The sequence below is a fragment of the Planococcus sp. YIM B11945 genome (assembly GCF_050864155.1).
Classification (GTDB): Bacteria; Bacillota; Bacilli; order Bacillales_A; family Planococcaceae; genus Planococcus.
In genome coordinates this window covers 549,116-567,996 of sequence record NZ_JBOZWR010000004.1, presented here as the reverse complement: position 1 = coordinate 567,996, position 18,881 = coordinate 549,116, and the positions used below count along the sequence as shown (strand labels likewise).

Annotated in this window: 17 protein-coding genes and 2 riboswitches; of the genes, 13 read left to right on the top strand and 4 right to left on the bottom strand. The window is 45.4% G+C overall.

Annotated features, from left to right (window positions below; genetic code table 11):
* Positions 1-23: 23 nt before the first annotated feature.
* The gene (gene dctP, locus ACRRQV_RS10745; protein ID WP_432530580.1) at positions 24-1,322 is read left to right on the top strand and encodes a C4-dicarboxylate transporter DctP; all 1,299 of its coding nucleotides are present in this window, start codon (positions 24-26) and stop codon (positions 1,320-1,322) included.
* Between the two features lie 241 nt (positions 1,323-1,563).
* Here the strand turns inward: dctP and ACRRQV_RS10740 are convergent, their stop codons facing one another.
* Positions 1,564-3,336 (bottom strand): APC family permease, encoded by a 1,773-nt coding sequence (locus tag ACRRQV_RS10740; protein WP_432530809.1) that lies wholly within the window; start codon positions 3,334-3,336, stop codon positions 1,564-1,566.
* Positions 3,337-3,628: 292 nt separating this feature from the next.
* A riboswitch (cyclic di-AMP (ydaO/yuaA leader) is annotated at positions 3,629-3,771 on the bottom strand.
* 228 nt (positions 3,772-3,999) lie between these two features.
* Here ACRRQV_RS10740 and ACRRQV_RS10735 point away from each other — a divergent pair.
* The 12 genes from ACRRQV_RS10735 to ACRRQV_RS10680 all read left to right on the top strand — a co-directional run bounded on the left by ACRRQV_RS10735 (position 4,000) and on the right by ACRRQV_RS10680 (position 16,336).
* The gene (locus tag ACRRQV_RS10735) at positions 4,000-4,659 is read left to right on the top strand and encodes a LysE/ArgO family amino acid transporter (protein ID WP_432530578.1); all 660 of its coding nucleotides are present in this window, start codon (positions 4,000-4,002) and stop codon (positions 4,657-4,659) included.
* Positions 4,660-4,816: 157 nt separating this feature from the next.
* Complete coding sequence (locus tag ACRRQV_RS10730) at positions 4,817-5,380, top strand: class I SAM-dependent methyltransferase (RefSeq protein WP_432530575.1); 564 nt, start codon at positions 4,817-4,819, stop codon at positions 5,378-5,380.
* A 200-nt stretch (positions 5,381-5,580) separates the two neighbouring features.
* Positions 5,581-6,195 carry an NUDIX hydrolase gene (locus ACRRQV_RS10725; protein ID WP_432530573.1) on the top strand — a complete coding sequence of 205 codons (615 nt, stop codon included), beginning with the start codon at positions 5,581-5,583 and terminating at the stop codon, positions 6,193-6,195.
* Between the two features lie 30 nt (positions 6,196-6,225).
* The gene (locus ACRRQV_RS10720; protein WP_432530571.1) at positions 6,226-7,098 is read left to right on the top strand and encodes a proline iminopeptidase-family hydrolase; all 873 of its coding nucleotides are present in this window, start codon (positions 6,226-6,228) and stop codon (positions 7,096-7,098) included.
* 202 nt (positions 7,099-7,300) lie between these two features.
* The gene (locus ACRRQV_RS10715; protein WP_432530569.1) at positions 7,301-8,506 is read left to right on the top strand and encodes a multidrug effflux MFS transporter; all 1,206 of its coding nucleotides are present in this window, start codon (positions 7,301-7,303) and stop codon (positions 8,504-8,506) included.
* 188 nt (positions 8,507-8,694) lie between these two features.
* On the top strand, positions 8,695-10,062 hold the full coding sequence (locus tag ACRRQV_RS10710; protein ID WP_432530567.1) for an alkaline phosphatase: 1,368 nt from the start codon (positions 8,695-8,697) through the stop codon (positions 10,060-10,062).
* Positions 10,063-10,085: 23 nt separating this feature from the next.
* Positions 10,086-10,724: a DUF4352 domain-containing protein gene (locus ACRRQV_RS10705; RefSeq protein WP_432530565.1), complete on the top strand. Its 639-nt coding sequence runs from the start codon at positions 10,086-10,088 to the stop codon at positions 10,722-10,724.
* Positions 10,725-10,875: 151 nt separating this feature from the next.
* On the top strand, positions 10,876-11,667 hold the full coding sequence (locus ACRRQV_RS10700) for an ABC transporter ATP-binding protein (protein ID WP_432530563.1): 792 nt from the start codon (positions 10,876-10,878) through the stop codon (positions 11,665-11,667).
* Complete coding sequence (locus tag ACRRQV_RS10695) at positions 11,660-13,324, top strand: hypothetical protein (RefSeq protein WP_432530561.1); 1,665 nt, start codon at positions 11,660-11,662, stop codon at positions 13,322-13,324. Before ACRRQV_RS10700 ends, ACRRQV_RS10695 begins: the two co-directional genes overlap by 8 nt.
* Positions 13,325-13,409: 85 nt before the next feature.
* Positions 13,410-13,592, top strand: a riboswitch (Lysine riboswitch).
* Positions 13,593-13,713: 121 nt separating this feature from the next.
* Entirely contained in the window at positions 13,714-14,556 is an 843-nt protein-coding gene (locus ACRRQV_RS10690; RefSeq protein ID WP_432530559.1) for a transporter substrate-binding domain-containing protein, read from the top strand.
* Positions 14,557-14,796: 240 nt separating this feature from the next.
* Positions 14,797-15,564, top strand: a complete 768-nt coding sequence (locus ACRRQV_RS10685; protein WP_432530557.1) for an amino acid ABC transporter permease — start codon at positions 14,797-14,799, stop codon at positions 15,562-15,564.
* A 34-nt stretch (positions 15,565-15,598) separates the two neighbouring features.
* Complete coding sequence (locus ACRRQV_RS10680) at positions 15,599-16,336, top strand: amino acid ABC transporter ATP-binding protein (RefSeq protein ID WP_432530555.1); 738 nt, start codon at positions 15,599-15,601, stop codon at positions 16,334-16,336.
* A gap of 39 nt (positions 16,337-16,375) precedes the next feature.
* Here ACRRQV_RS10680 and ACRRQV_RS10675 read toward each other — a convergent pair whose 3' ends face one another.
* From ACRRQV_RS10675 to ACRRQV_RS10665, 3 genes are all read right to left on the bottom strand, one after another.
* Positions 16,376-17,455, bottom strand: a complete 1,080-nt coding sequence (locus ACRRQV_RS10675; RefSeq protein ID WP_432530553.1) for a winged helix DNA-binding domain-containing protein — start codon at positions 17,453-17,455, stop codon at positions 16,376-16,378.
* Positions 17,456-17,583: 128 nt separating this feature from the next.
* On the bottom strand, positions 17,584-18,084 hold the full coding sequence (locus tag ACRRQV_RS10670; protein WP_432530551.1) for a DUF6157 family protein: 501 nt from the start codon (positions 18,082-18,084) through the stop codon (positions 17,584-17,586).
* Positions 18,065-18,709 carry an alpha/beta hydrolase gene (locus ACRRQV_RS10665; protein ID WP_432530549.1) on the bottom strand — a complete coding sequence of 215 codons (645 nt, stop codon included), beginning with the start codon at positions 18,707-18,709 and terminating at the stop codon, positions 18,065-18,067. The genes ACRRQV_RS10670 and ACRRQV_RS10665 overlap by 20 nt, the downstream gene beginning before the upstream one ends.
* Between the last annotated feature and the right edge of the window lie 172 nt (positions 18,710-18,881).

The window sequence follows — 18,881 nt, the reverse complement described above, 5'->3', positions numbered from 1 at the left end:
TATTCAGCTGAGGAGGAGAAAAGATGAAAAAGAAAATCTACAAAAATTTAACCTTTCAGGTTTTAACAGCAATCGTCCTTGGGGTATTGGTCGGTTTAATTTGGCCGAATGTCGGCAAGGAAATGAAGCCGATCGGCGATACATTTATCAACGCCGTCAAAATGGTCATTGCGCCTATTATTTTCTTAACCATCGTTCTTGGCATCGCGAAAATGGGCGATATGAAAAAAGTCGGAAAAGTCGGCGGAAAAGCGTTTATTTATTTTGAAGTGGTAACAACTTTGGCTTTAGTCATCGGCTTGGTTGTCGTAAACGTCCTAAAGCCGGGAGCGGGGCTGGACTTCAGCAAACTTGAAAAAGGCGATGTGTCGCAATATACGGAACAAGGCGCACAAGGCATCAACTGGCTGGAGTTTGTCACGCACATCGTTCCTTCGAATATGGTGGATGCCTTTGCAAAAGGCGACATCCTGCAAGTTTTGTTTTTCTCCGTGCTATTCGGTACCGCACTTGCCGCTCTTGGCGAAAAAGGCAAGCCGATCACGGAATTCCTGGACCGCTTGTCATTGGTGTTCTTTAAAATCATCGGCTACGTTATGAAAGCTGCGCCAATTGGGGCATTTGCAGCCATGGCTTATACAATCGGCTTTTTCGGTTTATCGTCACTTGTACCGCTTGGGAAATTAATGTTTTCCGTTTACACCACCATGTTCTTATTCATTTTCATCGTTTTAAATCTCATTTGCAAAATGAACGGCATCAGCTTGTGGAATTACTTGAAATTCATCAAAGAAGAAATTTTGATCGTGCTAGGCACAAGCTCGTCGGAATCTGTGCTGCCGCGCATGATGGACAAAATGGAACGCTACGGTGCTTCTAAATCAGTTGTAGGCTTAGTGATACCAACCGGGTATTCATTTAACCTGGATGGAACGTCCATTTACTTATCGATGTCGGTTGTTTTCCTGGCGCAAGTCTTCGGCGTCGATTTGTCGATCGGCCAGCAAATTACCATCATCTTAATCTTGATGCTGACGTCAAAAGGCGCTGCCGGTGTTACCGGAAGCGGATTTATCGTTCTAGCATCCACGTTGTCGGCTTTGCAAGTTATCCCTCTAGAAGGTTTGGCGCTGCTTCTTGGCGTTGACCGCTTCATGAGCGAAGGGCGCGCAATCGTCAACTTGATCGGAAACGGAATTGCAACACTTGTCGTGGCGAAAAGCGTCGGCGAGTTTGATGAAACCAAGAGCAAGCAAGCCTTCTCGGATATGGTCGCCTTAAAGAAAGCGAACCGGGCAGCAGCTGCAAATTCAGAAGCTTAATCAAAAACATAGGAGAGGGGACTGTCCCAAAAGTGGCTGACGTCCATTTCAGCGGACGCTTTCCGCGGGCTTGCGCCGAACTAACTCGGGCTAAATGCCCGAGTGGATTTCGACACTGCGTTATCCCGCAGGAGTCGCCGCTTCCATTCCCGTCAGCAAGCTTAAAAACCGGCAAAGAAAAGCAATCCTTTTCTTTGCCGGTTTTATCTTTTTTAGTTATGGGACAGCTCCCTCTCCTTTTTTATTTTTTCAAATGGTAAGGCACTGTCACGACGATTAAATTGCGGCGGTAAAGCAAAATAGTCCGGATCAACGTACCGGATTGGTTGTGAAGAATGTTGTGCCATCCTTTTTTAGGGATGAATTGCGGGATGACCACCGTCACCCGGTAATGCAGTTCGGTTGCTTTGTGTTCCACCGTACCGATAAACTTCATCAGCGGGTGAAGAATGCTTCGGTAAGGCGAATACAGCGTGACGAGCCGGACATCGGGATGCCACACTTTCCATTTTTCTTCAAAGCGTTTTTCATCTTCGCGGTCAAACGTCACATATACCGCGATGATTTGATCGACGGAAAGCGAGCGCGCGTAATTGATCGAAGTTTCGACCACTTGGGTGATGCCGGCGACCGGAATAATCATGACATTTCCTTCCACAGGAATCGCCGTTGCCTTGGAAATCCGCAATTGATCGGCAACCGCTTTGTAATGGCTGTGAATTCGGTGGAAAACGAAAATGATGAACGGCAAGAACACCAAAACCGGCCAGACTTGGGCAAACTTTGTAAGAAAGAAAATCAACGTGACCAACAAACTGATCAACGCACCGGTTGTGTTGATCGCAAACTTGGTTTGCCATCCTTTTGGCTTTTCACGGAGCCATTTGACCATCATGCCGCTTTGGGACAGTGTAAACGGAATAAAAACGCCGACCGCATAAAGCGGAATCAGCTGTTCGGTATGTCCCCCAAACAACACAATGAGAATAATGGAAGCAAGCCCAAGAATAATGATGCCGTTCGAGTAGCCCAACCGGTCGCCACGTGCCATAAACATCCGCGGAATGAATTTATCGGTCGCTAAATTGACTGCAAGCAACGGAAATGCGGAATAGCCGGTATTAGCTGCCAAGATCAAAATCAAAGCGGTTGTGCCTTGAATGAAAAAATACATGGCGTTCCGTCCGAAAGTTTCTTCAGCAATTTGTGAAACCACGGTCACTTCCGCGTTCGGGGTGATGCCGTAATAATACGCCATGAACACAATGCCGGAAAATAATGCGGCCAACAGCCCGCCCATAATGGTCAAGGTTTTGGCGGCATTGACAGGAGCCGGCGCTTTAAAGTTCGGAATGGCATTGGAAATTGCTTCGACTCCGGTCAAAGCGGAACTTCCAGAGGCAAAGGCACGAAGCAAGAGAAACAAACTGATGCCGGCAACCGGCGTTCCAATGGATGCGTGCAAGTCGGGAGATACTGCGCCAGTCGCAATCCGGTAAAAGCCGGCAACGATCAAGATGAACAAAGCGAAAACAAATAAATAAACCGGATACGCCAAAACGGAAGCCGATTCGGTCACTCCTCTTAAATTCAGAAGAGTGATAAAAACCACAAAAGTGATGGCAATGGCAATATTGTGTTCATGCAGCTCGGGAAAAGCAGACGTCATGGCATCTGTCCCGGCGCTTACACTCACGGCCACGGTTAAAATATAATCCACCAGCAATGATCCGCCAGCGATCAAGCCGGGATTCATGCCGAGATTTTCTTTGGATACGACATACGCTCCGCCGCCTTGCGGATAAGCGAAAATGATTTGCCGGTATGATAAGATTAGCGCCGTTAACAGCACCAATACACAAAGAGCGATCGGCAGAGAGTACCAGAATGCGACACTGCTGACCGTGATTAAGACTAGTAACATTTGCTCCGGTCCGTACGCCACAGAAGAAAGCGCGTCGGAAGAAAGGATGGCCAAAGCTTTCGTTTTGTTAAGCTTTTGTTCACCTAACATTGTCGATTTTAAAGGCCGTCCGATTAAAAATCGTTTGATTGCAGATACCATCGTGTACACCATCCAGTTTGATTAATAATAATTGTAATTATCTAACGCGATATAGCCATTATGCTGAAGAATTTCCTTCCCCCAAATCTACTTTAACCTCTTGACTCGCATCCCAGCTCTCTATAAAGGATAGGCAAACTGCATAAAATTAAGCACAAGAAAAAGACCCGCTTTTTTTCGGGCTGTTTTTTTGCATGCGAAATACGCAACAAAAAAACACCTTGAATAAAGGTGGTCTTTAGACCTCCTTCGCTTTAGCCGACGAAGTTAGCTGACGGGCAGAATGGCGAAAGAGTTGCTCTCATTCTTCCTGCAAACACGCAGAATTAGCCCCAATAGATTGGTTCCTCCGTTCCCTGAAAAGGGATTAGGCCGAGATATGCAGTTAGCTTCTGAACGTTATTCTACTCCGCTTTTTATAAAAGTCAACATAAATAATTTGGGCAAAATCCAGCTTGTAAAACAAGCATTTTATCCTTTGCTCTGGGAGTTGTTTCATGATTAATCGGAGATTTTCTTGCTTAAAAGAAAAAGTTTTCGGAATGCTGAGGTAACTAGAGACAGATGCTTGATCCTTCGTTAAACTAAATAAAAAAAGAAGGAGGGCGCTGAGTGGAACCGTTGCTTCACGGAATTGTTTTAGCTTTTGGGCTGATTTTGCCTTTAGGCGTCCAAAATGTTTTTCTCTTCAACCAAGGAGCGATTCAGAAAAAATTTACACAGGCACTGCCAGCGGTCATAACGGCTGGAGTATGCGATACTGTTTTGATTTATTCGGCTGTTGCCGGGGTTTCCCTTCTGGTGTTTAGTTTTGATTGGCTGAAGAACTTGTTGTTTGGAGTGGGCTTCTTTTTCCTCGCTTATATGGGATGGGCAATGTGGAAAAGCACAGCCGCTGCATCGGACAAGCAGCCAACCAAGTTTTCGGCAAAGCGGCAAATCGCTTTTGCTGCGTCAGTTTCCCTGCTGAATCCGCATGCCATCATGGATACGGTCGGAGTGATCGGCACGAGTTCGCTGGTTTACACAGATTCTGCAAAGTGGCTGTTCACATTTGCCTGCATCGCAGTCTCATGGATCTGGTTTTTCAGTTTAGCGGTTGCCGGAAGAAAGGTCGGGAAGCTGGACCGTTCTGGTCGTTTTTTGAATCATTTGAATCGCATATCTGCCTGCATCGTTTGGGGAGTGGCCCTTTATATGGGCTATCAACTTCTGCATTCGCTTTTTGCTCCTGAAATACTTGCGGAAGTGGCCATTATTTTCAGCAGTTAAATATTATTTGCTGATTATAGCGCCCGATGTAGGGGTATAGCAAAACAAAAAAGAACAAGTAAAAGATCCATAGAGGCTGCAAAGATTCACATACTTTCATGAAGACATACTTTGATGTTGATTTTCACGAAACTGATGATGAAAAGGGGCAAAGTACATGAGTACAAAAGAATATGTGAAGAATTTGATAAAAGACCCGAACATCGCCTCAATTACCCCAACTTCAAAAATGGGGGTCCGAGAAGTGTGCAGCAAAATGGATTTGAGCAAAAAAGTGGTGATCGTAGAATATGGGCCTGCAACAGGCGTTTTCACCAATTATTTGCTCAAGCGCATCACGAAAGACTCATTGATCATTGCCATCGAGTTGAACGCCAATTTTGTGGAGTATTTGGACAAAAACGTAAAAGACCCGCGTTTAAAAGTTCATCATGACAGCGCTGAAAATATTTTAGGAATTATCAAGCAGTATGGAGTAGAAAAAGTCGATTACGTAATTTCCGGCATCCCATTTTCACTGCTGGATGAAGAAACCCGTGAGACGATTGTCAAACGGACGAGCCACGCAATCAAAAAAGGCGGGAAATTTTTGCCATATCAAACGTTTTTCCAAAAAGATACACACTTGATGAATTACTTGGAAGATTATTTTCCGCGTGCCCATGATCAATTCTTTTTCCGCAACATACCGCCTATGCGCATCTACGAGGCGATAAAATAAGAAAGTGTCCGGTTCTTAAAAGACGGCTTTGCCCTGGAGTATTGAGTTCAGGGCCTTCTGCAACAGTTCGGAAATAAAAAGTGAATATTTTGACGAATGTTCGGTATACTTAAAAGGATCCAAGAAAAAGAAGCCCGAAATACTTTGGAAAGTGCCATACATGTGTAAAAAAAAGAAGAAAGCTGACGTAAGGTGACGCTATGGAACCTAAAACAATTATGAATAAAATCAAAAATCGCACACCCTCTGTTTTGGGCAATGAGGAGTTTTCAAAATTTGCCGTTTTGTTGCCCCTTATTGAAAAAGAGGGAGAACTTCACGTTCTGTTTGAAGTGCGGTCCTATGAATTGCGAAGCCAACCGGGAGAGATTTGTTTTCCAGGAGGAAGAATTGATCGTCAGGACAAAACGGAAAAAGATACGGCATTAAGGGAAACAATCGAAGAACTAGGAATCAGCCAAGCAGATATCTCAGACGTTTTTCCGCTTGATTATATTGTGTCGCCTTTTGGAATGATGATTTATTCGTTCACGGGTGTGATTGATTCCGCCGTCGAATTTAACCCGAATCCTCCGGAAGTGGACAGCATTTTCACGGTTCCACTTGCGTATTTTCTTGAAACCAAGCCAAAAATCTACCGCATCAATTTTGATGTGCAGCCGGAAGAAAGTTTTCCTTACGACTTGATTGTCGGGGGAGAAAACTACAATTGGCGAACGAGAAAACTCGATGAATATTTTTACATTTATGAAGACAAAGTGATTTGGGGGCTAACGGCCAGAATTCTGAATCATTTTGTGGAAGTGGTGCGTTAAAGCAGCCAATACGAAAAAGGGGATAAGAGAATGGAGCATGTAACGGAAGGGTTTATTCCAGTAACAGGGGGAAAAGTTTGGTACCGCAAAACGGGAGACGGTCCTGGGGTTCCGTTGCTTGTCTTACACGGCGGTCCAGGCGGAATGAGCAATGAAAAAGATCCACTCCGCCGGCTCGGAAACGAACGGCCAGTCATCCAGTATGACCAATTAGGCTGTGGAAAATCCGATCGGCCGACAGATCTTGCGTTATGGACGGTGGAGCGCTCGGTCGAAGAACTTGGTCAAGTACGGAAAGCATTAGGGCTGGATGAAGTCCATATCCTCGGCCATTCTTGGGGGACAATGCTCGCTTCAAGCTACCTTTTCGAAAAGCCCGAAGGAGTGCGAAGCATAATTTTTTCCGGTCCTGCACTCAATTCCCGGACGTGGGAACAGGATCAGCGGAACTATTTGAAGCAATTTCCGAAAGACATGCAAGAAATCGTCGAGCGCCATGAACGGGAACAGACGACTGAAGCGTCCGAATACCAAGATGCCATGTTCGCTTTTTATAAACGCCACGTCTGCCGGCTAGATCCGTGGCCGGAAGATATGGTGGAAGAATTCGCTATAATGAACCAACAAATTTACAACCACATGTGGGGCGCATCTGAATTTACAGTGACGGGGACATTGCAGGACTTTGACGCAACGGAAAGGTTGGCGGAAATTGACCTTCCAAGTTTGTTTACGTGCGGCCGCTTTGATGAAGCCACGCCTGAAACAACCGAGTATTATGCAAGCCTGATGCCCGGTTCTGAATTCCACGTATTTGAAAATTGTTCGCATACGCCTGGAACCGAAGATCCCGAGGCATTTGCGAATAAAATAAGAGAGTTTTTAAACCGGCAAGAAAAATAGTGCAGCTTGTGCTTTAACACTAAAGCAGAAAAGCCTTCATTTTTCAGGATGAAGGCTTTTTTATGATCAAATTAAAAAAAGAAATCAAAGAAAGCCTTTAGAGCGGAACAAATTTTTATTTTGTGATACCCTAGACAACAGCTGTTTTCGAATCAGCCCTCCTCATCGAGAGATCCTGCATAGAAGAAAGGTTGTTGAACAAATGGAACACCTCACTGGCTTCAAAAGAGCGCGTTTTATCCTATTGTTAGGAGCGCTTACCTCCCTTATTCCTTTTACCATCGATATGTATCTGCCAGCCTTTCCGAGTCTTGCTGAAGTGTTTAAAACAAATGCTTCATCGGTCCAGCTCAGTTTGACGGCTTGTTTATTGGGTCTGTCCGTTGGGCAGTTAGTCGCCGGAACCTTAAGCGATATGCAAGGGCGCCGCAAACCGTTGATAGTATCTCTTATTATTTACGTCATTGCTTCAGCGGCATGTATGTTTGCACCGAATATCGGAGTCTTTATCGCGATGCGGTTTGCCCAAGGGTTTGCGGCATCGGCCGGTCTGGTTATTTCCCGGGCAATAGTGCGAGATGTCAGCAGTGGTGCTGAATTAACGCGCTTGTTTGCGTTGTTGATGGTCGTAAACAACTTGGTTCCCTTGCTTGCACCTTCAGTTGGAAGCGGGGTATTGATTTTCGCGAATTGGAAAGGAATTTTCCTTGTTTTATCGGTATTGGGCCTTATCCTTCTTTTGATTACAGCGTTTCGGATGGCGGAAAGCCTTCCTCCCGAAAAGCGCGTTCCAAGCAATTGGAAATCGACATTCGGCAACTTCGCCTCTATTTTAAAAGACCGCCAGTTTACGGGCTATGCGTTAGCCCAAGGCTTTTTGATCGGCGGCGTGTTTGCCTATGTCGCTGGAACTCCGTTTATTTACCAAAACATTTACGGCGTTTCGCCCCAAGTTTTTAGCTTGTTGTTTGGCATGAACGGAATCGGCTTGATTATCGGAAGTTATTCCGTTGGCCGGTTTACGCATATCTATTCCGAAAAACAATTTCTGGAAGCGGCGTTGTATGTAGCTACCGTCGCCGGTGCCTTGTTGCTGGCAGTTGTCATGCTCGATGGCCCGTTATGGGCAGTCGTCATTCCAATTTTCTTTTTCGTGACATCCATTGGTGTGGTCGGTACATCTTCGTTCACTTTGGCAATGGAAACGCAAAGTCATGTGGCGGGCAGCGCCTCTGCTTTACTCGGGCTCTTGCCGTTTGTTTTAGGAGCCATCACGGCGCCGCTTGTCGGAATTGCAGGCGAAGAAACGGCTGTGCCGATGGGACTGACCATCTTTTCAATGTGTTTAATCGCGTTAGTGAGCTATATTTTATTGGCAAAGCAGGCAGTGCGGCCTAAAGCCGAATAAGCAAAACAAAACGAAAGGTGTTGTCTCTGAATAAGAGAACAACGCCTTTTTAATTTGCAGAATCTGTTTTTTAAAATGAATAAAAGCTAAAAAAATACAACTTTACAAAATTCTTATTCTTTCTTCATTCCAGCTTTACAATCACTATCTATACTGATGGCTGTAAGAACACTTTAGGAGGCGAAAAAATGACTGGAAAAGGTTTGAAGAGAAAGCTGGTTCCAATTGCGCTAGCATCCGTTATTGCTGTTGCTGGAATGACTGTGCCAAGTGCAGAAGCAAAAGGGCATAATCAGGACAAAGTAAAAAACGTCATTTTCTTAATTGGCGATGGCATGGGCCCATCTTATACATCTGCTCATCGTTCCATGAAAGATGATCCGTCAACAAAGTTCGTTGAAGAAACGGCATTCGATCCTTATTTAGTGGGCCAGCAAATGACCTACCCGGAAGACCCGGCGCAGAATATTACCGATTCGGCATCTGCTGCAACGGCCATGGCAGCTGGAGTCAAAACGTACAATAACGCGATTGCCGTTGATAACGACGAACGGGAAGTGAAGACCGTACTCGAAGCGGCAAAAGAAAAAGGGAAAGCAACCGGGCTTGTCGCCACTTCTGAAATTACGCACGCCACTCCGGCCTCATTCGGCGCGCACGACATTGCCCGAAAAAATATGAATGCTATTGCTGACGATTATTTTGATGAATTGATCAGAGGGAAGCATAAAGTAGATGTTCTTTTAGGAGGCGGAACGGATTTGTTCGTCCGCAAAGACCGCAACTTAACGAAAGAGTTCAAAAAAGATGGCTATAGCTATGTCACAAACCGCAAAGAGCTTCTCAACAATAAAGACGGCCAAGTCCTCGGCCTGTTTGCGCCAGCGGGCATGCCAAAAATGATTGACCGCGACCGCAATACGCCGTCTCTGGAAGAAATGACAAAATCAGCGATTGAGCGGCTGAAACAGGACAAAGACGGATTCTTCTTAATGGTCGAAGGAAGCCAAGTGGACTGGGCGGGACACGACAACGATATTGTCGGGGCGATGAGCGAAATGGAGGATTTTGAAAAAGCGTATAAAGCCGCTATCGATTTCGCGAAAAAAGACAAAAATACTTTGGTCGTTGCTACAGCTGACCACTCCACTGGCGGATTCTCGATCGGCGCCGACGGCATTTACAACTGGTTCACCGATCCGATCAAAGCTGCAAAACGCACGCCTGACTTTATGGCCCAGCAAATCATCGATGGGGAAACCGTTGAAAAAACACTGGCTAAATACCTGGATTTGGAACTTGCGAAAGAGGAACTTCAGTCCGTGAAAAAAGCAGCGGAAGCTAAAGACTACACAGCAATCGACAATGCCATCGAGAACATCATCAACAAGCGTTCTTACACTGGCTGGACAACCGGCGGCCATACCGGGGAAGACGTTCCGGTTTATGCGTACGGACCATCAAGCCAAAAGTTTGCCGGACAGATGGACAACACCGACCACGCCAAAATCATTTTTGATTTGCTGAAGGCCAACGTGAAGATTAAAGACAATTAACTTTACCGCCAGGAGGTACTGCAATGAAAAAAATGTTGGTTTTCTGTTTGGCTGCAATGCTATTGTTGGCCGGCTGTTCAGCCCAAAGCGAATCTTCGGCATCGGCTCAAACGATAAAAGCAGCAGATGTGCCTGATTATTACGAAGAGTACACAAAGAATCCGCAAGTAGCCGATGACCGCTGGATTCAAGAGCCGGGACAAACCATGCGGGACAACAAAGGCGAAGCGAAGCTAAAGGCGTTTGCGCCCGTCGGTGAAACGTACACGATTGGTTCGATTGAGCTAACGGTTCGGGAAGCGAAAATTTTTCAATACAAACCCGAGTATAGCTTAATTGATTTCTACCATTCCTATACGCACGACATGGAATTTGATGTGGCAAAACTATTTGTAGAAATCAAAAACACTTCCGATGAGCCGCTTTATTTTGCCCCGCTCGCCTTGCTAGAAACGAGTGGAGGCGAAACAAAGCTATGGGAAGATGACATCTATTTGGAAGAGTTGAACGGTGAAATTGCGCCGGGCAAAACGAAAAAAGGCAACATTGGGTATATTGTGGAGAATGCGGATATCGATTCCTTAAGCATTACAACGAGCGATGTCTTTGATGAGAAAGACCAAAAACAAGCTGAAGCGCTGCAGTTTAACGTTCAGTTTTAGTTTCACCGAAGTTTAAAGAGAAGCTGGCCCATCTAAATGAGGCCGGCTTTTTTATATATGATCCTAGCTTAAAAATAAAAAAGGGGAATAATCCCAATTCGACTTCATGAAGTGTTAGAATTATTACACTATTACTAAGTGAGGTGGCAAAATGGTTGGACGGATTTTGTCTTTAAAAAACGTGACGATGCACTACGGCGGCAAACGCGTGTTGAATGGTGTGAACTTGGAAGTAGCGCCGGGGCAGATCATCGGCTATATCGGACCGAATGGCGCGGGCAAAAGCACCACGGTAAAAATCATGCTCGGCTTGATTGATGATTACCAAGGAGACGTAGAAATTTTCGGAGAGAACATTGCGTCTGGAGATGCTTCGTATAAAAAAAGAATCGGTTATGTCCCCGAGAATGCCGAACTGTACGATAATTTGACGGCCAGCGAGTATTTGGTTTTCACAGGTGAATTGTATGGCATGGACCGTCAAATCGCAGAAGCTAAGGCATTGAGGCTCGTGAGAGAGTTTGACCTTGAAGCCAATTTTCACTCGCGGCTTTCTTCTTTTTCAAAAGGCATGAAGCAAAAAGTGTTGATCATCTCAAGCCTCCTCCACGATCCGGATTTGCTGTTTTGGGATGAACCGTTAAGCGGGCTCGATGCCAACAGCATGATGGTCATCCAAGAAATATTGGTCCAGCTGGCTGCCCAAGGCAAAACCATATTCTATTCGTCGCATATCATGGACCTCGTGGAAAAAATCAGCAACCGCATCGTGTTGCTCGTCAATGGGGAAGTTATAGCGAATGGCACGTTTAAAGAACTGCAGCATATGAGCACGGAAGGTTCGTTGTCGGAGATTTTCAATCAATTGACGGGCTTCACCGACCATCACAAACGGGCAGAACAATTTGTTTCAATTGTTCAAAAGGAGCCGGCCGATGCGTGAATTCCGATCTCTTCAAGTGCTTTCGGTATTTAAAAAGGGGATTGCAGCCATGGGCATCGATTACGTGGCCCTGGAAAAAATTCTGCAAATCAAATTGACGATGGATGAACGAAGAGTGCCGACGATTTTTAACGAAGGCAAAGTTAAAAAAGACGGCAACCAATTTTTAAAGTCGTTGTGGATATATGGATTATACGGGCTAATTCTTTTGCCGTTCATTTTAATCGGGGGCAATTACATTTTTCAAATGAGCATTGTCTTCGGCATGATTTTTTTCATCTTGCTGACGTCGATGATTTCTGATTTTTCTTCCGTGCTCTTAGATATGCGGGACAAAAACATTCTGCAGACGAAACCGATCGATGCCAAAACCATCAGCGCGGCGAAAATCGTCCACATTCTGATTTATATGGTGTTTGTAACGGGCGCTTTCTCGGCTCTTCCATTGCTAGCCGGGCTTCTAAAGCAAGGAATGGTCTTTGCTTTGATTCTTTTGTTCGAATTGATTTTTGTTATGCTGTTTGTTATTGTATTGACTTCTTTGCTGTATGTGTTCGTTTTGCGGTTTTTCGATGGCGAGCGATTAAAGGACGTTATTAATTACGTCCAGATTGGGTTGTCGGTCGGTGTTTTTCTTGGCTATCAATTGCTGGCGCGCACATTTGACCTGATTGATCTGGATTTCGCCTACGCTTTCAGCTGGTGGCATCTGTTCATGCCGCCGATTTGGTTCGCGGCCCCGTTTGAATGGCTGCTTAACAGGAATGCGAGTAGACCGATTTTGCTGCTGTCTTTGTTGGCAATTCTTGTTCCACTTTTGTCCATATTGGCATACGTTCGAATGATGCCAGCTTTTGAACGGAATCTGGAGAAATTATTGAGCGATACACGGAAACGAAAAAAACGCGTCAACATCTTTGATGAAGTGTTGGGGAAATTCATGTGCCCGAACAAAGAAGAGCGTTTGTTTTTCCTTTTTTCCGCTTTGATGATGAAGCAGGAAAGGGAATTCAAGTTAAAAGTATATCCGACTTTGGGCATTTCGCTCGTCTTTCCGTTTATCTTCCTGATCAATGGCGGCAGCGGAGAGACCGGACTGGATGTGGTTTCGGAAAACTTGTTTTTTTATATTTACTTCTGCAATTTGATGATTCCGCACGTGATTCATATGCTCAAGTTTTCAGGGAACTATAAAGGCAGCTGGTTATTCAAAGCAGCGCCCATTCCTCAAGTGTCCCTTGCCTACAGCGGTGCCTTGAAAGCATTTTTGGCAAAGCTTTATTTGCCTGTATTGCTGGTGGTCAGTGCCGCGTTTTTGTGGATTTTCGGTGCTTCTGTTTTAGTCGATTTAGCAGTCGTTTTGTTGGCGGGAGTGGTTCAGACGCTTATTACCTACAAAATGATCAATGACGAAGAGTTTCCGTTTTCAAAGTCGTTTGAGTTTGCACAGGAATCGGGAATGGGGACATTGATGTTACTGAATATTATAACCGGCGGGCTTGCACTGGCCCATTGGATTGCCATCGGCTACACATATGGAATCTACTTCTACTTGGTCCTCTTAATGGCCGCTGTTTTCATCGGATGGCGCATGCTTTTTCCAGTAAAAGGAGAAAAACAAAGCAAGAATCCTCTTTTTCAATCGAAAATGTTTTGAAAAGTACAGAGCTGGTTGACAATGTGAAATACAGTACTGTAAACTATGGTACATAATTAAATAACGAATTAACCTCACTATTTACAAGTGAGGTAGAGGCGCGGTCGTTAACAGTCCTAAGAAGAGTTTGAGAAGCAGTGATGCTTAGGAGAAGGAACTACCGCCGAAGTTTATAATATTTCTCTGTATTATTTGCTGGGTCTGCAGTTAAGAACTGCAGGACTATCTTATTGGCCATCCCGGGCCGGTAAGATGTGCTATCTCCACTTGGGACGGAAGAGGATTAAGGCAACTATACATAGTTCGGCTTGAGTTCATCTCAGGCCGTTTTTTATGCAAGTTGCCTTTTTTGTTTGCATAAACACGGAAAATTGAAGGGGGAAAAGAACATGAAGAAAAAATTATCGTTATTTTCAATTGTATTTCTAGCTGCCATGCTGCTGTTGGCAGGCTGCGGTTCAGGAGGCTCTGAAGGATCCGGCTCTTCAGGCGGAGACAAAGACACGTTTACAGTCGGAATGGAAGCAGGCTATCCGCCGTTTAACTGGACGCAAGCGGATGATTCCAACGGCGCCGTTAAACTCGATGGCAACGCAGAATATGCAGGCGGCTACGACGTGGAAATCGCAAAACGGATTGCAGAAGATATGGGCAAGGAATTAGTAATTGTTAAAACGGAATGGGACGGCCTTGTGCCGGCTCTGGCTTCTGGAAAAATTGATGCCATTGTTGCTGGGATGTCGCCGACGGCAGAACGTAAAGAAACCATCGATTTCTCAGACCATTACTATACGTCAGACTTGGTCATGGTAGTGAAGAAGGGCGGGAAATACGAAGGGGCAACAACTCTTGCTGACTTTAAAGGAGCAAAAGTTACCGCTCAATTGAACACGTTCCATTATTCAGTAATTGATCAAATTGAAGGAGTTTCTAAACAAACCGCTATGGAAAGTTTCCCGGCGATGCGGGTAGCCCTTGAATCAGGAATGATTGATGGCTATGTATCTGAACGCCCAGAAGCGGTCAGCGCTTCTGCAGCAAATGAAAATTATGCAATGGTTGAATTTACAGAAGGCTTCCAAACGTCGGAAGAAGATACCGCTATTGCTGTAGGGATTAAAAAAGGCAGTGAATTGACAAAACAGATTAACGAAACGCTAACGTCTATTCCAGAAGAAGAGCGCCAGGAAATTATGGATACTGCTATCAAGAACCAACCAGCTGCGCAATAGCGCTTAGATGGTGCCGGCTGCATCGCGATGCAGTCGGCTTTATCTTTTCCCGAATTGGCGGGAGTTGAAGTAAGCACTTCTGTAAGTTGACCTAAATAAAGTGCTTTTTATAAGTCGCTTCGGACGCTTATTGCTTCAGCGCGAGCCGACGGTAAGCGGAGCTGTTTTGCAAAATATCGATAAGTGGCAATCATTAGTTCAACTTATATAGGAATTGAAGTTTTAATTAGGAGGAAAACCATGAGTTACGAATGGATCGTCAACATCATTACAGAAAACTGGCCAATGTTTTTACGGGGTGCCGGTATGACGCTTTTGATTTCCATCATTGGCACGATAATTGGTGCGGTGATTGGGTTATTAATCGGAGTGATCCATACCATTCCGATGCCGGAGCGTGGCATCAAAAAATTCTTTTTGAAAATCGTTAATTTTTTACTTTCCGCATATATTGAATTTTTCCGCGGAACGCCGATGATGGTGCAAGCCATGGTCATTTTCTATGGCTCTGCTTTAGCGTTCGGCATCGATATGGACGTTTTCACTGCAGCGATTTTCATCGTTTCCATCAATACGGGTGCGTATATGTCGGAAATCGTCCGAGGCGGAATTGTCTCCGTCGACAAAGGGCAATTCGAATCCGCCCAAGCAATCGGCATGAATCATTTTCAGACGATGATGCATGTCGTCCTGCCGCAAGTGGTGCGCAACATTTTGCCTGCAACCGGCAACCAATTTGTCATCAACATCAAAGATACGGCCGTATTGAGCGTCATTGGAGTGACGGAATTATTCTTTCAAACGAGAACTGTATCAGGAAACAACTTCCGCTATTTTGAGTCATTCTTCGTTGCCTGTGTGCTGTATTTCATCATGACCTTTGCGATCACGCTTTTATTGCGCAAATTGGAAAGAAGAATGGATGGCCCCGAAAATTACAGCATGATTGGCGGTTTGCCGATGCAAGTGGCGAAACCGGAAGACACGGAGCATAAAATCAAAAACTGAAGATAGAAATTCAGAGAACGGAAGAGGAGACCTTATGGAAAAAGTAATTGAGATTCAACATTTAAGCAAATCCTTTGGAACGCATGAAGTATTGAAAGACATCGACTTTTCGGTGCACAAAGGAGAAGTGGTGTGTGTCATCGGCTCTTCAGGATCCGGAAAATCGACTCTTCTTCGCTGCATCAACTTGTTGGAAAAGCCAAGCGGCGGACAAATCATTTACAACGGCGAAAACATTTTGGATGACCGCCACGACATTCATGCTTACCGCACAAGGCTGGGAATGGTTTTCCAGCAATTTAATTTGTTCAATAACCACGATGTGTTGAACAACTGCACAGTCGGGCAAGTGAAAGTGCTGAAACGCAAAAAAGAAGAAGCCCAAAAAGTAGCCATGAACTACTTGAAAGTGGTCGGCATGGATCAATACGTCAATGCCAAAGCCCGCCAGCTGTCAGGCGGACAAAAGCAGCGCGTGGCCATTGCCCGGGCGCTTTCCATGGAGCCGGACGTTATGTTGTTTGATGAACCGACATCGGCTCTCGATCCTGAAATGGTCGGAGAAGTGCTGAAAGTCATGAAAGACCTCGCCCAAAGCGGTCTCACCATGTTGATTGTGACCCACGAAATGGAATTTGCTAAAGAAGTGGCAGACCGTGTTGTCTTTATGGACAAAGGCGTTATTGTGGAAGAAGGCCCGCCGGAGCAAATCTTCAATAACCCAGTGCAAGAACGCACAAGAGAATTCTTGAAGCGGACGTTAAGAGTGTAATAGAAGTGAGTGCTGGCCCTTTTATGGAGCCAGCTTTTTTTATTGAAAAGAAATCGCGACGGGCAACTGATGAAAACGGCCAATCGCTTCTGCTTCTTTTTTCAGGTTTTCCACTAAGTTCGAGCGAAGGGAAAAAGGGGAAACGGCAAGTTCGACCTTCTTTTTGCCGACGCTTTTTTTCCATGTGCCGACCACTTGGCCGTTCTCCGCAACAAACGGCAGAAAAATGCCGTTTTTGCCTGGTACGACTTGCTGCGTATGTTTTTCGGGCAATACCGCAGAGCGGTCTTTATAACCCAGCAAAAACTCATCAAAAGCGGGAAGCAAGTGGAAAGAAGGTGCATCTCCAGAAAAACCACCGGAATCCGCACCTGACCAATATTCGGTGCCGGCGAATGTGTCCAAAGCCAAGTTGCTTTTTGCAAATGCCAGCGCCATCTTGGCATCTTTTACGGTGGAGCCCATCCACCAGGCAAAATCGTGGACGGTCGCCGGGCCATGGCTGTGGAAATAGCGCATTGCCAGCTCATGAAGGGATTCTTCCCGGGTTAAGTTTCGGGCATTAGGCACCCACTCATCCAACAAAACGAAAGTTTGCTGTTTAGCTTGGACCGGGCCCAAACAAATTTGGCCGGTTTGGGCCGCGTGCCATAAAATATGATAACCGCGTTGATTGGCAGTAAGGACGCCGTTTTGTTCTAAAACGTCCATCATAGCCGCCCGCGATAAGTGCTTTCCGCCGGCAAGTTCCTGGTGAAAAAGGCCGATGCAGCGATCTAATAGTTCTATGTCTAATTCCAGCTGCTTTAGGCGCCCTTTGCTCGAAGCGATGACGCGAGGAGCAGAAAGGCGGAGCAGCCATTTGGCGTCTTCCGGTGCAACAAAATGGAGCGTCCCCCGCATGGGCCAAGTACGGACAATTTTCCCTTCGGATAAGGCTTGCTCCACGTCTTCTTGCGTTCCGTTTTGCATTCGTTTAGCAACGGCCCATAACGCTTGCGGAAAAGCTTGTGCTTGCATAGCCCCCATCCATTCGACTACCTGTTCTGCACGCTCAAATTTCGCTCCTTCTATCCGTTGCCTAGCAAGCCGCTTTCGGCCGATTTCAATCGAGTCCATCACCTGTTGCCTCCGTTCTATAGTGTGCTCGAACTTGTTTGTTCCCCATTCAATAGCGGGAAGGGAAATCCTGCTATGGACTTGTGCAAAAAAAAGATGAACCGCCACTGCCGCTGCAGTCTGCTTGATCATCTTTTTTTTGCATCCGTTTGTTCGCGTTTGTTTCTCATAGCTTTTACCCGTTTTACGCCACTGGCTTCGCCGTTTAAAAATTTCTCATATCCCGGAGAGTCCATCGCCACCATCGCCGCTTTTCCAGCTTCATTAAAATGAATGCCCCATCCGTATTTTTTCGGAAGCATGGAGGAGCGGAAGCACGGTTGAGGCTTTTGGAAAAAAGCGGTCCGCTGGCCGATTAACTCTTCTTCGGGAATTCCTTTGTGGCGGGCATGGACCTCAAAAAGTAAATCTTCCTGGGTGAAGGCGTAAGGATGGGCCGATAAAAGTTCATATTCAATAGCTGCTTTTGTTTTTCCTTTTTTATTTACCGGCGGCACGGAAGCGCTGGACGCAGGGCAATCTGCTGCTACTTCAATAAATGTATTGTAATAGTTTCGGTCCAAAGTGAGCCACTCCTTTTTTGGGTAACGGATGACACGGGTTAAACCGTCAAAATTTTTCAATGTCACTGATGATTTCTTTCAGCACCTCAATCGATCCAACGGGGTTGTCACTGAATTCCATGCTGTGGTTGACGCCGGCGATGAGCTTAAAATCAATATTCGGGTTGAATTCCAGCTGCGTATAGCGGAATTCGTCATAGACGGGATCCTTATCGCCGATAAAAGACAAGCCGGTATGCGGGCTTCTGGCCATGGCGTTAAAGACATCTTCACGGTGGATTAACGGAGTCAGCCAAATTGCTTTCGCCCGTTTCAATTCAGGGCGTGTCAACTCGGTGCACATGGCAATCGTGCCAAGAGATTTGCCGACGACATAAAAGGTTTCATAAGAACTGTCAGTCAGCACTAAATCCATCACCGTTTTGACGTCTTGTTTGACGGCCTCGCTCAGTTCCTCCATTGAAAAATCGTCGTATGCTTCGTTTTTATATTGATAATTCACTTCCAATACATCAAAAGAACGCTTCAAAAAAACCTCCGTTGCAAAATGGAAGAGCGGCGCGGTCGTTGTGTAGCCGGCTCCGGGCAATAAAACCGCCAAACCTTTTGCGTTTTCTTCCTTGCTTAGCCGCAAAAAAGGAACGTCCATTTCTTTGTATCCTTGCACACTTCCGCGATTGATAGTTAGCATATTTGCGCCCCCTTATTGCTTTTAATTATACAGAATATTCTTGTTAGTATAAAACTAAAATTTGAATGATTCTTTAGACAACATTCTTTTTTCCCGTTTAACTGTCGGTTCAACGGTTGAGTATAAGATATGTTTCGAAAACAGGAGGAGAGGCCGAACTGAACTTCAAAAC

Bases quoted from the DNA above. Each gene is read 5' to 3' on its own strand.
- ACRRQV_RS10715 (WP_432530569.1), top strand. From the start codon at position 7,301: ATGGAACACCTCACTGGCTTCAAAAGAGCGCGTTTTATCCTATTGTTA.
- ACRRQV_RS10695 (WP_432530561.1), top strand. From the start codon at position 11,660: ATGCGTGAATTCCGATCTCTTCAAGTGCTTTCGGTATTTAAAAAGGGG.
- ACRRQV_RS10700 (WP_432530563.1), top strand. From the start codon at position 10,876: ATGGTTGGACGGATTTTGTCTTTAAAAAACGTGACGATGCACTACGGC.
- dctP (WP_432530580.1), top strand. From the start codon at position 24: ATGAAAAAGAAAATCTACAAAAATTTAACCTTTCAGGTTTTAACAGCA.
- ACRRQV_RS10675 (WP_432530553.1), bottom strand. From the start codon at position 17,455: ATGGACTCGATTGAAATCGGCCGAAAGCGGCTTGCTAGGCAACGGATA.
- ACRRQV_RS10690 (WP_432530559.1), top strand. From the start codon at position 13,714: ATGAAGAAAAAATTATCGTTATTTTCAATTGTATTTCTAGCTGCCATG.
- ACRRQV_RS10730 (WP_432530575.1), top strand. From the start codon at position 4,817: ATGAGTACAAAAGAATATGTGAAGAATTTGATAAAAGACCCGAACATC.
- ACRRQV_RS10725 (WP_432530573.1), top strand. From the start codon at position 5,581: ATGGAACCTAAAACAATTATGAATAAAATCAAAAATCGCACACCCTCT.
- ACRRQV_RS10740 (WP_432530809.1), bottom strand. From the start codon at position 3,336: ATGTTAGGTGAACAAAAGCTTAACAAAACGAAAGCTTTGGCCATCCTT.
- ACRRQV_RS10680 (WP_432530555.1), top strand. From the start codon at position 15,599: ATGGAAAAAGTAATTGAGATTCAACATTTAAGCAAATCCTTTGGAACG.
- ACRRQV_RS10710 (WP_432530567.1), top strand. From the start codon at position 8,695: ATGACTGGAAAAGGTTTGAAGAGAAAGCTGGTTCCAATTGCGCTAGCA.
- ACRRQV_RS10685 (WP_432530557.1), top strand. From the start codon at position 14,797: ATGAGTTACGAATGGATCGTCAACATCATTACAGAAAACTGGCCAATG.
- ACRRQV_RS10705 (WP_432530565.1), top strand. From the start codon at position 10,086: ATGAAAAAAATGTTGGTTTTCTGTTTGGCTGCAATGCTATTGTTGGCC.
- ACRRQV_RS10665 (WP_432530549.1), bottom strand. From the start codon at position 18,709: ATGCTAACTATCAATCGCGGAAGTGTGCAAGGATACAAAGAAATGGAC.
- ACRRQV_RS10720 (WP_432530571.1), top strand. From the start codon at position 6,226: ATGGAGCATGTAACGGAAGGGTTTATTCCAGTAACAGGGGGAAAAGTT.